Source organism: Achromobacter kerstersii, from assembly GCF_902859595.1.
GTDB lineage: Bacteria > Pseudomonadota > Gammaproteobacteria > Burkholderiales > Burkholderiaceae_B > Achromobacter > Achromobacter kerstersii.
On sequence record NZ_CADIJQ010000008.1, the window covers coordinates 177597 to 189604 of the forward strand.

Annotated in this window: 11 protein-coding genes; 5 read left to right on the forward strand and 6 right to left on the reverse strand. The window is 66.4% G+C overall.

Annotated features, from left to right (window positions below; genetic code table 11):
• Nucleotides 1–6 precede the first annotated feature (6 nt).
• The 5 genes from tcuB to HV765_RS22120 form a co-directional block, all read right to left on the reverse strand.
• Nucleotides 7–1260 (reverse strand): tricarballylate utilization 4Fe-4S protein TcuB, encoded by a 1254-nt coding sequence (tcuB, locus tag HV765_RS22100; protein WP_276529733.1) that lies wholly within the window; start codon nt 1258–1260, stop codon nt 7–9.
• On the reverse strand, nt 1257–2663 hold the full coding sequence (gene tcuA / locus HV765_RS22105) for an FAD-dependent tricarballylate dehydrogenase TcuA (protein WP_054423227.1): 1407 nt from the start codon (nt 2661–2663) through the stop codon (nt 1257–1259). Before tcuA ends, tcuB begins: the two co-directional genes overlap by 4 nt.
• Before the next feature lie 77 nt (nt 2664–2740).
• Entirely contained in the window at nt 2741–3727 is a 987-nt protein-coding gene (locus HV765_RS22110) for a LysR family transcriptional regulator (RefSeq protein ID WP_175170956.1), read from the reverse strand.
• Nucleotides 3728–3746: 19 nt separating this feature from the next.
• The gene (locus HV765_RS22115; protein WP_175170957.1) at nt 3747–4451 is read right to left on the reverse strand and encodes a glutathione S-transferase N-terminal domain-containing protein; all 705 of its coding nucleotides are present in this window, start codon (nt 4449–4451) and stop codon (nt 3747–3749) included.
• Between the two features lie 158 nt (nt 4452–4609).
• Entirely contained in the window at nt 4610–5044 is a 435-nt protein-coding gene (locus HV765_RS22120) for a hypothetical protein (RefSeq protein ID WP_175170958.1), read from the reverse strand.
• 80 nt (nt 5045–5124) lie between these two features.
• On the opposite strand from HV765_RS22120, the gene HV765_RS22125 reads away from it, so the two are divergent.
• Nucleotides 5125–6192 (forward strand): alpha/beta hydrolase, encoded by a 1068-nt coding sequence (locus tag HV765_RS22125; protein ID WP_254600673.1) that lies wholly within the window; start codon nt 5125–5127, stop codon nt 6190–6192.
• A 66-nt stretch (nt 6193–6258) separates the two neighbouring features.
• Nucleotides 6259–7632, forward strand: coding sequence for a tetratricopeptide repeat protein (locus HV765_RS22130; RefSeq protein WP_175170959.1), 1374 nt, complete (start codon nt 6259–6261; stop codon nt 7630–7632).
• Between the two features lie 130 nt (nt 7633–7762).
• Here the strand turns inward: HV765_RS22130 and HV765_RS22135 are convergent, their stop codons facing one another.
• On the reverse strand, nt 7763–8509 hold the full coding sequence (locus HV765_RS22135) for a hypothetical protein (protein WP_156336548.1): 747 nt from the start codon (nt 8507–8509) through the stop codon (nt 7763–7765).
• 163 nt (nt 8510–8672) lie between these two features.
• Here HV765_RS22135 and HV765_RS22140 point away from each other — a divergent pair, with 163 nt between their 5' ends.
• The 3 genes from HV765_RS22140 to HV765_RS22150 all read left to right on the forward strand — a co-directional run bounded on the left by HV765_RS22140 (nt 8673) and on the right by HV765_RS22150 (nt 11959).
• A complete protein-coding gene (locus HV765_RS22140) occupies nt 8673–10730 on the forward strand; it encodes a hypothetical protein (RefSeq protein WP_175170960.1) in 2058 nt (685 codons plus the stop codon).
• A gap of 19 nt (nt 10731–10749) precedes the next feature.
• Nucleotides 10750–11724: a hypothetical protein gene (locus HV765_RS22145; protein ID WP_175170961.1), complete on the forward strand. Its 975-nt coding sequence runs from the start codon at nt 10750–10752 to the stop codon at nt 11722–11724.
• A 70-nt stretch (nt 11725–11794) separates the two neighbouring features.
• The gene (locus tag HV765_RS22150) at nt 11795–11959 is read left to right on the forward strand and encodes a hypothetical protein (RefSeq protein ID WP_175170962.1); all 165 of its coding nucleotides are present in this window, start codon (nt 11795–11797) and stop codon (nt 11957–11959) included.
• Nucleotides 11960–12008: the final 49 nt, after the last annotated feature.

Consider the following 12008-nt stretch of genomic DNA (forward strand, 5'->3'; position numbering starts at 1 on the left):
GGCCGTTCAGTCAGACCCCAGTTGCAGCTTGTTCGGTTGGCGCTTTTCAATCGACCACTTGAGCAGCGCCGCCGAGCGGTAAATACCGTGCGCGAACTTGCCGTAAGGCAGCGTCAGGAACAGCGCCATCACTACGCCCAGGTGTATCGCCAGCAACAGCGCCATGGCGCTGCCATCCCGGCCTGCCAGCAAGGCCAGCCCCGTGGCGCTGGTCAAGAACAGCAGCAGGATGAAGCCGCGGTCCATGGGCTTTTGCGCGGCGTCGCCTTGCTGCGGGTGACGCTTGATGTTCAGCCACAGCAGGCCGGCCGGGCCAATCAACAGCCCGATGCCGCCCGCCGTGCCCAGCAATACCGGCGCGCTGAAGAACGGATACGGCGCCTGCTGGCCCAGCAGATAGTGATACCCCGTGGCCACGCAGGTGGCGGCAAAACACAGCATGAAGCCGTAGAAGGTGAAGTGATGAAAGCGCCGGCGCCACAAGGTGAAGGCGTCGTCCGCGTTGTTGCAGCCCTTGCCGTGGCCGCCGTCCAGGTAGCGCAGCCGTAGCGCGTCGTGCGCCGCCTCGGCCACCGCCGCGCCGGATGCCGCCCCCGGGCTGACGTTGCGCCAGAAGCGCGTAACGCCCACGCCCAACGCCAGCATCGAAAAGCCGAACACCACGCCGAACATCAGCGCCAGCGTGTTGTGCGGGAACACCGCGTAGAAATTGCCGGCCATGGGCTCGTGAAAAAGCCCCCCCGCCATCAGCACAGCCAGCACCAGGAACAGCGCCAGGCCGCCTGCGGTCGCCAGCGACAAGGCCAGGCCGTTGCGCTTGTACAGCGTGCCCAGCGCGGCGGGCCAGGCGTAATCGGTGTAGGTCTGCATGCGGACCTTGGCCATGGCCTGCGGCACGTTCACCGCAAACTCGTGCGGCGGCGCGTACTGGCAGGCGTGCAGACAGGCGCCGCAGTTGTGGCACAGGTTGGCCAGGTAGTTCAGGTCGGCCTTGCCGAATTCCAGGCGGCGCGTCATGGCGGGAAACACCGCACAGAAGCCTTCGCAGTAGCGGCAGGCATTGCAGATCTGCATGACGCGCGCCACTTCGGTTTCATCGCCGGTCAACGCGTCTGCTTGCGGCTTGGCGTTTTTGCCCATCCATCGGACGGGTTGTTCGGTCATGGCGGGTTGGCCGCCGGATTGAGGGTGGGCGTGCCCCTGCGCATCGGCTTGGGAAAACGATTGCGCCTCGCGGGCCAGGGCTTCAAGCTGCTTCATGTGGTGCTCTTCGCAAGGGTCTGTTGGCGCGCAGCGGCGGCGGCGCGGGTGCCGGCAATGCGGCCGAACGCCGTGCCGATGGACATGCCCACGCCTGCCGTGTAGCCCTTGCCCAGCACGTTGCCGGCCATCATTTCGCCGGCCACGAACAGGTTGGCGCTAGGCACATCGTTAAAGCGCACGGCCGCGGTGTCGTCCACCTTCAGGCCCAGATAGGTAAAGGTGATGCCGGGGCGCAGCGCGTAGCCGTAGAACGGCGCCGTGTCGATGGGGCGCGCCCAGTGCGTCTTGGCGGGCGTGACGCCTTCGGTGTGACAGTCGTCCAGCGCGGTGTGGTCGAACGTGCCGACACGACAAGACGCGTTGTAGTCGCGCAAAGTCCTCTCGAACGTGGCGGCGTCCAGGCCCAGCTTTTCAGCAAGCTCGGGCAAGGTGTCGGCCTTCACGCCCGGAAACACCGGCGGCATGAAGCGGCCGACGGCCTTGGCGTCGATGATGGAATACGCGATTTGGCCGGGCTGCATCGCGGTCAGCCGGCCCCAGATGGCGTAGCGCTTTGGCCAGAAGTCTTCGCCTTCGTCGTAGAAGCGCACGGCGTCGCGGTTGACCACGACGCCCAGCGACACGCAGTCAATGCGCGTACAGATGCCGCCGTCATACAGCGGCGCGCGCGCGTCGATCGCCACGCAGTGGGATTGCGACGGGTCGCCAATACTGTCCGCGCCCGCATCCAGCATGAATTTCAGCAGCACGCCCATGTTGAAGCGCGTGCCACGGATCAGGAAATTGTCGGCCGGCCATTCGCCGCGTTCGTTCTGGCCCCAGGCCTCGCGCAACCATTCGCGGTTGGACTCAAAGCCCCCGGCGGCCAGCACACAGGCGCGCGCTTCGATGCGTTCGTCGCCGATGCGCGCGGCCTTGAAGCGGCCGTCTTCCAGTTCCAGCGCATCAACCGGCGCGTTGTAGCGGATCTGCACGCCCAGCGCCTCGGCGCTGCGGTAGTACGCGTTGACCAGCGCTTTGCCGCCACCCATGAAAAACGCATTGGTGCGCGCCACATGCAACGCGCCCGACAACGGCGGCTGGAAGTTCACGCCATGGCGGCGCATCCAGTCGCGGCACGTCGACGATTCGCGGATGACCAGGCGCGCCAGATGCTCGTTGGTCAATCCGCCCGTGACCTTCAGCAGGTCTTGCCAATATTCTTCTTCGGGATACGCGTCGATCAGCACGTCCTGCGGCGCATCGTGCATGCAGCGCAAATTGCGCGTGTGCTGCGAATTGCCGCCACGCCATTCGCGCGGCGCGGCTTCCAGCAGCATCACGCTGGCGCCCGCTTCGCGCGCCATCAGGGCCGCGCACAGCGCCGCATTGCCCCCTCCCACCACCAAGACGTCCACCATGCCATCGTCCCCAATTCAAGAGGCCGACTGTACCCAGCGGGTGGCGCGCGCGATATCAGGCAGGCGTCAACGGGTCTTCACGATTCGTGAAGGGTAACGACCGCCCACTTGCCCTCGCGCGCCAGCGTGCGCGACACATCGGCCAGCACCAGGCGGGCGGCCAGCGCCGCGGGCGAGAGCTCGTCGTCCGACAAACTGGCCAGCAGATTGGGGCGGAACAGGTGCGCGTCTTCAATGCGCGCCATGTGCAGCTGGCCGGGCGCGATGCGCGCGGTGGCCGAGCTGGGCTGGATGGTGGCGGCGTTGCCCAGCTGTACAACGTCCATCAGCAATGACAAGCCATCCACTTCAGCCACCACGCGCGGCGTCTGGCCCAGTTGCTGGAACGCGTTGTTGACCAACGCCCGCAAGCCATGGCGGCCGCTGGGCAAGACCAGCGGCAAGTGAGCGATGGCAGCCAGCTGCGTAGTGCCGCCCGACGCGCCGCCCGATGCGCCCCCCGATGTCGCCCCCGATGTCGCCCCCGATGTAACCCCCGATGGCAACCCCGGCATGTCGCGATGCGCGCAGAGAAACAAGGGTTCGTCCAGCAAAGGCATCACGCTCCAACGGCGCGCGGATTCGGTGTGGAACACGATGGCCAGATCCAGCAGACGGCCGTTGAGCATGTCGCTTAAATGGCCCGACAGCGCCTCGACCAGATGCAGCCGGATGTCGGGATAACGCTCGTTCATGGCTTGCAGGAACGGCGCCCCCAGAATAGCGGCGGTGGTGGATGGCAGGCCCACGCTGACGTGGCCGGCCAGCCGCGCCTGCTGCGCGGCCTGCACGGCGTCATCGGCATGGCGCAGGGCCAGTTGCGCCTGACGAAAGAACGCCAGGCCCGCATCGGTGGGCACCACGCCGCTGGCGCTGCGCTGCAACAGCCGCGTCGACAATTCGCCTTCCAGGCGGCTGATCTGCTGGCTGAGCGCGGACGTGACCATGCCGATGGACATGGCCGCCCGGCCGATGCTGCCCGCCTCAACGACGCGAACGAAGTAACGCAGTTGGCGCAGTTCCATGGCGGGCTCGGTGTTGCCGTTACGGCGCGGGCGGAATCGTCAGGCCGCGCACGACGGCCGGGCGGGCGACAAAGGCTTCCAGCACGCGGGCCACGTTCTTGAACTGCGAGAACTCGACGAGGTCTCCTGCGCCATAGAAGCCAACCAGGTTACGCACCCACGGCAGGATGGCGATGTCGGCGATGGTGTATTCGTCGCCCATGACCCAGTCGCGGCCTTCCAGGCGCTTGTCCAGCACGCCCAGCAGGCGCTTGGATTCGGCGGCGTAACGGTCGCGCGGACGCTTGTCTTCGTAGTCCTTGCCGGCAAACTTATGGAAGAAGCCCAGTTGGCCGAACATGGGGCCGATGCCGCCCATCTGGAACATCACCCATTGCAGCGTCTCGTAGCGCCCGGCCGTGTCCGCGGGAATGAACTGGCCCGTCTTGCTGGCCAGATAGATCAGGATGGCGCCCGACTCGAACAGCGCCAACGGCTTGCCGTCGGGGCCATTGGGGTCAAGGATGGCCGGAATCTTGTTGTTCGGGCTCAGCGACAGGAACTCGGGCGAAAACTGGTCTTGCGTATCGAAACTGACCCGGTGCACCTCGTACGGCAGCCCCATTTCTTCCAGCAGGATCGACACCTTCACGCCATTGGGCGTGGGCAGCGAATACAGCTGAAGGCGGTCGGGATGCTGGGCGGGCCACTTCTTGGTGATGTCGAACGAGGCAAGGGAGGTCATGCGGGGTTTCTCCAGGGGAGGCGGGAATTTGTGGCGTCAATCCTAGCGCAAATGCCCCACATCTCGATGAAATTCCGGGTCGGCGGGCGGGGTGAATGGCGGGCGGCGCCCCAGGGCGGCAGCCGGTTTCAGCGGGCGTTAGCGCGTTTCAACGGTTCTCAGCGGACAAACACGCGGCGCAGCACCCACCGCGCCGCCGCCACGGCCAGGGCAATGGGCAGCACCAGGCGCCATTGCGCCAGAAACAATTCGCGGGTGGCCTCGCCGGACGCCCAGGTATTGCCGAACACCACCGGCGCGGGCGGGGCCAGGTACAGGGCGAGCAGCGCCGCGATGAACGTCAAACCTAACCGCCAGGCCGGGGGCAGGCGGGGTGCGGAGAATCGCTCGGCCACCACCAGCACCAGCAGGCCGGCCAGCCCCGCCAGCACGGCGTCGGCGTAGAAGTCGCGCGGCGAGTAAACGTAGGGCGCATCGGGCACCGCCCAGCCGTAGTTGCCTGTTGTCAGCAACGAGGTCAGGCAGGCGCCAAAGAGCGCGGCCGCGCCCGCCAGCAGCAGGAAGTCGCAAACGCGGAGCAGGAGTTTCGGCATGAGACGCATGGGATAAGGGCGATGGAGTGCGGGCGGGGAAGGCGGTGGGCCGGGCCACAAGGGCCGGAGCATGCCACAGCTTGTGGCGACGCGCAGAAGGATTCCACGGCAAGGGCGACGAAGCGTCTAACGAAGAAGACAGCGAAGAAGCCAGCGAAGGAGTCAATGAAGGCGTCAGCGAAGGAGTCAATGAAGGCGTCAGCGAAGAAGCCAGCGAAGGACTCGACAACGCGTTCAACGAAGGTTCACCCCGCTTCGCGCGCCTCGGGCTACAGTGTTCGGCGTCCCCTGCCTCCCTGCCCGCCATGCGCCCGCCCTGCTTACGCCATTCGCTGCTTGCCCTGACCTTGGCCTTGGCCACCGCCCTATCCGCGCCGGCCTCTGCCGCCGCGCTGACGGACCAGCGCTATGGCCCCGACGCCGCGCAGATCGCCGACGTCTACCTGCCCGACGCCCCGCACGCGCGCGCCGCCCCCATCCTTGTCATCGTGCATGGCGGGTCATGGAAGAACGGCGACAAGGCCGCGGCGGAAGTCGTCGACAACAAGCTCGCCCATTGGCTGCCCCAGGGCTACGCCATCGTGTCGGTCAACACGCGGCTCATGCCGCAGGCACGCCCCGAAGCGCAAGCCGAAGACCTGGGGCGCGCCATCGCCTGGATCACCCAACAGGCCCCAAGCTGGCAGGCGGACGCCAGCAACGTGATCGTCATGGGCCATTCATCGGGCGGGCATCTGCTGGCGCTGCTGGCCGCCGACGACGCCATGCGGCAACGCACCGGCGCGCCGCTCTGGCGGGCCAGCGTCATCCTGGATGGCGCGGGGTTTGATCTGCTGGACGTCATGCCCCGCCCACACGCCCCGTTCTACGACGAGGCCTTCGGCACCGACCCCGCGCGCTGGGCCGTGGCCTCGCCCGCCGCGCAACTGCGCGGCGGTCAACCGCCCGCGCTATTCGTCTGCTCGACCTTGCGCCCCGACCCTTGCCGGCGGGCGCAACGCTACGCGGATTTGCTGACCGCGCAAGGCGGCCAGGCCGAGCTCGTTGGCGTGGCGCGCAACCACGCGCAGATCAACGCGGACGTGGGCGCGGACAACGACGAAACCCGCGCGATCAGCGCCTTCATCGATGCGCGGCTGGCGCGGTAGTGCGTTCGTGACACAATCGGGCTCGCCGACATAACCGGCCCCCTGGCACCGCCCTCCGCAGCTTCCATGACACCTTCGATGCAGCACCGCTTGACTCCGCTATTCCTGGCCGCCGCCGCCCTGCTGACGCCAATCGGCGCGCAGGCCGACGCCCCCGCCGAACCACCCGCCGGCATGGCGCAATACGGCGCAGGGCCGCACGGCCAGGCCCTGACGCTGACGCTGCTGAACAACCACGATGCCGCCCCCGCCCCCAACACGCCCTACCGTTTGTTCCTGACGGGCAAGCAGGAATCTATCCACAACACGCCCAGCCAGGACGGCATCCTGCATGGCGTGACCGATGCCGACGGGCGCACCGCCTGGGTCTGGACAGACAAGCCGCACGACCCCGACGACTTCACGCTGATCCGCCGCGTAGGCGACGGGGCGTGGGGCCATTTCTTCCAGCTGCACTCCTCCAGCCGCGAAAGGGAACCCGTACCCGCCTGGCCCTACGTTCTGACCATGCATCAGCGCTGGGGCGAGCAATGGGTAGACCTGGGCTACACCACGCGCCAAGGCGCGACCGCGTACTTCAGCCACGACGTGCCGGCCGTGCCGATATCGTTGTCGATTGAATCCGATGTCACCGACAACCGGAAGTGCTTCGACGAGCTGGACGCCATCAACCGCAAGTTCAGTCAGAACGATGCGGAAGGCGCGCAGCAGTTGATCAACACCATGCATTGCGCGGAAACACCCCTGCAGCAAATAAACGTGGCGCATCTGCTGCTGATGACCGGCCGCAAGGACGCGGCGCAAGCATGGCTGCTGCGTGCGCGGGCGTGGCGCTTCCCGGAATCGCTCAAACCTGTCGACACCGCCTTGTTGCGCGACCGGCTGGAACTTGAGCAGTTGCTGGGCATGCCGGACCTGGCGCTGGCCGATGCAGAAGCGCTGCAACAACGCCAGAACAAGCGCGGGCGCGGCTCTCACGCCGACGACACCGACTGGGCCAACAACGTCGCGTACTACCTGGCGGACTTTCCTGACTATCTGCCGCAAGCCGAGGCCCAGGCGCGGCAGTCGATCCGGGTGCGGGGGCCTAACGCGTACAACCAAGGCACGCTGGGCTGGATCTTGAGCTTGCGCGGCGATGCCGACGAAGGCCTGCGTCTGCTGCACACGTCGTATCGCGACTTGTCGCGCAACGAGGAACTCGTGGCCGACTATGGCCTGGCGCTTTGGCGTAGCGGCCAGCGGGAGCAGGCCGTGCGGCTGTGGGACGAAGCCCAGGCGCAATGCGTGTGGGGCCGGCGCATGCACGACGCGATGCGCGACGTGCAGTACCCGCACCCCTACTTCCAATCGACAGAGTCCGACGCGGTGAAGGCGTATCGGCAACGCTGCGATCCGCCCAGAACGAAACGCAAGACGGTGGCGGGCGGCCCCGCGTAATCGCGGTTTCGGGCTCGCGGTTTCGGGCTCGCGTTCCGGGATCGCGTTCCGGGATCGCTGGTCCTTGGGCGCGTCTCCGGGATTGCTGTACCCGGAGCGCTTGCCCGTCACCGCCTTGCCGTCGCCGTGATTACTTCTCGTCCTTCATCTTCACTTCGCTGGCCGTGTCCGCCTTCAGGCCGCTGGTGTTGATCTTGCCCGGCGGCGGCGCGTCGATCTCGTCCAGGTTGGCGGCGGCCGGCGCGGGCGCCGCCACATCGTCCAGGTTCACGGCATCCGCCACGGGTGCGGCGGGCTTGGCCTTGGGCGGCGCTTTGGGACGCGGCTTGGCCGGCACGCGCGGCTTGGCGACTTCCAGCGGACGCGTGTACAGATTGCCGTCTTGATAAACCAGCATGTAAGGCTTGCCGACGGCGGGCTTCACGGTTTGACGCGCGGTCCACTGGCCATTGGCCACATTGAATGACAGCGGGCCTTCGCAGCTGCGATAGCTGTTTTGCCACTTGGACGATTGCGTGCCCGACACGCGGTACACGTGATAAACGTGGTTGCAGCCCAGCTCCGGAACGTCCAGCGTGATCAGCGTCGCGCCAGGCACTTCGGACACATTGGCCACCATCATGGCCGCGCCCTTGACCTCAAGCTCCATCACTTTTTTCTGGCCGTACAGCTTGATGTCGTAGGAATCGTTGTAGTACTTGCGCAGCGCCGCGCGCTCGCCATTCACGGTGAACACCTGCTGCTCTTTGGCCAGCACTTCACCGAAATCCAGGCCCATCTTGCCCGAGCCGGTGCTGACGCACCCCGTCAGCGCCAATACGGCCGTGACGGAAACTATTGCGCCAAATGAACGGCTGACATCGGACCTGATTGCCAATTTCGTTGAAACCCATCCGACGAATGCTGAAGCCATTCACTAACCCCTTGATTTAGCGCGATATTTACCCGAATAGGAACATTCCTGACGGACGTATCATTTATTTCCAAATGATTCGCAATGTTATACTGTAAACCAATCCGTACAGGGCGAGGCTCGAAGCATGAAGAAGGTCTGCGTGGCCGCGGCAATCGCCGCCAGTGTTGGCAGCCTGCCAGCGCACGCCGAGGCGTATCGCCTGGCATATTCCAAAGCCGAAAACATCGAAATATTCATCGACCACGCCACGGGTACGCCCTGGTGCGGTCCTCACCTTGATCTGCGCGCCGTGTACGGCGCTGCCCCAGACGCCGCCGCATTGGGCCGTTTGCTGCCCAAGATCGGCGTGCTGCTCAGCAAGCAATGCCCCCAAGCCGTCGACCTGCGCTGGACCAGCGTCAACAACGCCGGCGCACGCGTAGCGGACGGCACCAGCACGAAAGCCAACGGTTGGGCGATGCAGGTGGCGGCGGCTGCGGTAGCGCCCGTGGCTGCGGCTCCCGTTGCACCTGCTCCTGCTGCCGCGGCGACCGCCCCCGCGATTGCCGCCCCGGCCGTCACCGCCCCTGAAGCGGCGCCCGCAATTGCTCCCACGGCTGTGTCGCCGCAAGCGCCGGCGCCCGTCGCCGCTGCGCCGCTAGCCGCAGCGCCTGCGCAAGTGGAAGCGCCAGCGCCCACGGTATCCGTTCAAGCTCCCGCCAGCGTCGCGCCCATCGCGCAAGCGCCGGTGGCACCGGCCCCAGTTTTTGAAGCGCAACCTGCCGCGGCCCCGACTCCAGCCCCAGCTCCGGCCCCTGCCGCCGCTGAACCCGCCGCGCCGGCGCTGGCGGCTGCCCCTGCCCCTGCCCCTGCCCCGGCCACTGCCACTGCCACTGCCTCCGCTACGGCCCCGGCCCCGGCCCCGGCGCCAGCGCCTGCGCCCGCCCCCGCCGTCCAAACCGCCTTCGCGGTCAGCGGCTGGACGCCACCGTCGCCCGCCGCCGCGTTGGCCAGCACCCAGATGCTGAAGACCATGGCGGATCAGAACGGCTGCAAGGTCGTCTCGACCTTCCGCCTGGGCGAAGGCGCGCAATACATCACGTTGAAATCCGACGGCTTGACCTGCGGCCCCGACGGCTACGCCACGGGCAAGGGCCGGTTGCGGCTGGAACGTTCCGACGGCGCGCGCATCGGGCAGAGCAATGACGTGTGGGTCGTGTCGGGCATTCCGTTCACATCACCCGTCGCCGCTGCGCGCCTGGCCTATGTCAACGACGAAGGCACGCTGTGGTTCCACCTGGACAGCGACCCCGCCAGCCGCTCGCACTACCTGATGCGCGCCGAACGCATGTCGTACGGCAGCGGCCTGGACGTGTGGCGCGTGAGCCGCATCGATGTCGTCACCGAAAGCGCGAACGTGTTCCGCAACGCCACTGACATCAAGGTTGCCGTGGACGGCGCGCTGCGCGTGCTGGAACGCACCGCACTGCCCGACGCCGGCAATGCCCGCATCGTGTTCTCGGACGACTTCCAGCAAGGCGCCATTGGCGACCAGATGGAGCACCTGCTCTACGTGATCACCGCCGACCGCCCGACCGACTGGCGCACCGGCAAGCCGCGCGGCGAATGGCGCTACAACCTGCAATACGCGCAGAACTACCTGTTCAAACGCGACGAAATGCTGGCCCGCAAAAAGCGCGAAGAATTGATGCGCCTGGCCAACAAGGAACGCGACCACCTGCGCCAATACCAGAACCTGGTGGAGCAGGCCAAGAGCGATCCCAAGGGCATCCTGGGACGCATGCAACGCGACGTGCACTACGACTTGCTGACCGGCGGCGACTACCGTTCGCTGATGGCCGGCCGCAAGGCGGCGGTGCGCATGGTCGTTCACGTGGACGATCACAAAGACAACGACGCCATCGCCGACTGGCCCTACGAAATGCGCCTGCCCGGCCAGAAGGCCATGAAGGAAGGCTGGTATCTGGTGCCGGGTGAAATCACGCTGGACGCCAAGCGCCAGGACGACAAGGGCCTGCCGCTGACCTTGCTGACGCTGGGCCAGGCCGCGCCCGTCGCGTGCCAAAAGGAAGGCTGCGCCGACCTGAACGACCCGCTGGTGGGCGCCCGCATGATGCTGGGCCTGCCGGACTGGACGCCTGAAAAGGCCCAGGCCGTGATCGACCAAGCGACCCAACCCTAACCGCCAGACGAGCAACGCAATGATCAAACAAAAGAATGGCCTGATCGCAGGCGGTGTCGTGGTGGTGCTGGTTGCTGCCTGGTGGGGCCTGGGCGCGTATGCGTCCGGCAAGGCGGAAGACGAAATCGTGGCGCTGCTGGACAAGACCGGCCAGCGCGACATGGTGCGTTGGGAAAGCATTTCGGCGTCGCCCTTCGGGTCCGCCAAGTTGAAGCAGGTGACGATCGGCCCGGCGGGATCACCCATCGCGCTGATCGACACCGTCAAGATCAGCGGGCTGCGCAACACCGCCGACCGCCGCAGCGGCGACGTCACGATTGAAGGCGCCGCGTTGCCCAACGGCTACAGCGTGCTGAGCCAGACGGATCTGGCCCGCCAAGGCGGCAAGCTGGACCTGCCGCCCGCCAACCTGCGCGTGCGCTGGGACTACGACCGCGACGACGACGACGCCGAAGTTCATCTGAACCTGGAACAGCCCGACGCGCTTAGCGCGGAATTGTCGCTGAACTTGGACCGCGTCAACGCCGCGGTGGCCATGGCCGAAGACGGCTCGGCGCTGGCCGCCGCAGGCATGATGGGTTTGATGGGCATGGGCCGCCTTGACCGCACGCTGGCCCCGCTGGCCGAAATGCGCATCAAGACGGGCAGCCTGTCGGTGAAGGACGACGGCCACGTCAAACGCAGCATTGAACTCTTCAAGCGCTACAACCTGACCGCCACGCCCGGCGACGGCAACCCCGACAAACAGCGCGCCAAGCAATTCGACAAACTGGTCAGCGACAGCAAGAAGCGCTGCTATGACCAAAAGTCGTTCGCCGGTTTCAAAGACAACGACGACGCCTGCAAGGCCGCAGCCAATTTCGCCAGCGGCGACAAGCGTTCGATCACGCTGACGCTGAACCCGCGCAATGGCGTATCGATGGCGGAATTGCTGTCAAACGCGAACAATCAGGCCAAAGCATTTGCGCTGCTGGCGCCAGCGCTTGAGAACTGAGCCGCGCCTATAATCTCCTGCATACGCTGCGCACGACGCGCCTGCTGAGGGGCAGCCGCAGGAGACCTCCATGACATTCACGTTGAAGCATTTGCTTGCCCTGCTTGCCACCGCTGTGTTGCTCAGCGGCTGCGCGCCCGGTAACGGCGGCCCGCCCCACCCGGGCGCGGTCAATCCGTACAGCAGTGGCGGCTTTAATGACGCCGGGCCAAACTACCCGGATACCGGCCGCTGACCTCACCGCGCCCCGCCTGCCACGTGCAGCCGGGGCGCGGAACGCATAA

Coding starts and splice junctions, on each gene's coding strand:
- HV765_RS22150 (WP_175170962.1), top strand. CDS start 11,795: ATGACATTCACGTTGAAGCATTTGCTTGCCCTGCTTGCCACCGCTGTG.
- HV765_RS22115 (WP_175170957.1), bottom strand. CDS start 4,451: ATGACCTCCCTTGCCTCGTTCGACATCACCAAGAAGTGGCCCGCCCAG.
- HV765_RS22130 (WP_175170959.1), top strand. CDS start 6,259: ATGACACCTTCGATGCAGCACCGCTTGACTCCGCTATTCCTGGCCGCC.
- HV765_RS22140 (WP_175170960.1), top strand. CDS start 8,673: ATGAAGAAGGTCTGCGTGGCCGCGGCAATCGCCGCCAGTGTTGGCAGC.
- HV765_RS22120 (WP_175170958.1), bottom strand. CDS start 5,044: ATGCCGAAACTCCTGCTCCGCGTTTGCGACTTCCTGCTGCTGGCGGGC.
- tcuA (WP_054423227.1), bottom strand. CDS start 2,663: ATGGTGGACGTCTTGGTGGTGGGAGGGGGCAATGCGGCGCTGTGCGCG.
- tcuB (WP_276529733.1), bottom strand. CDS start 1,260: ATGAAGCAGCTTGAAGCCCTGGCCCGCGAGGCGCAATCGTTTTCCCAA.
- HV765_RS22110 (WP_175170956.1), bottom strand. CDS start 3,727: ATGGAACTGCGCCAACTGCGTTACTTCGTTCGCGTCGTTGAGGCGGGC.
- HV765_RS22145 (WP_175170961.1), top strand. CDS start 10,750: ATGATCAAACAAAAGAATGGCCTGATCGCAGGCGGTGTCGTGGTGGTG.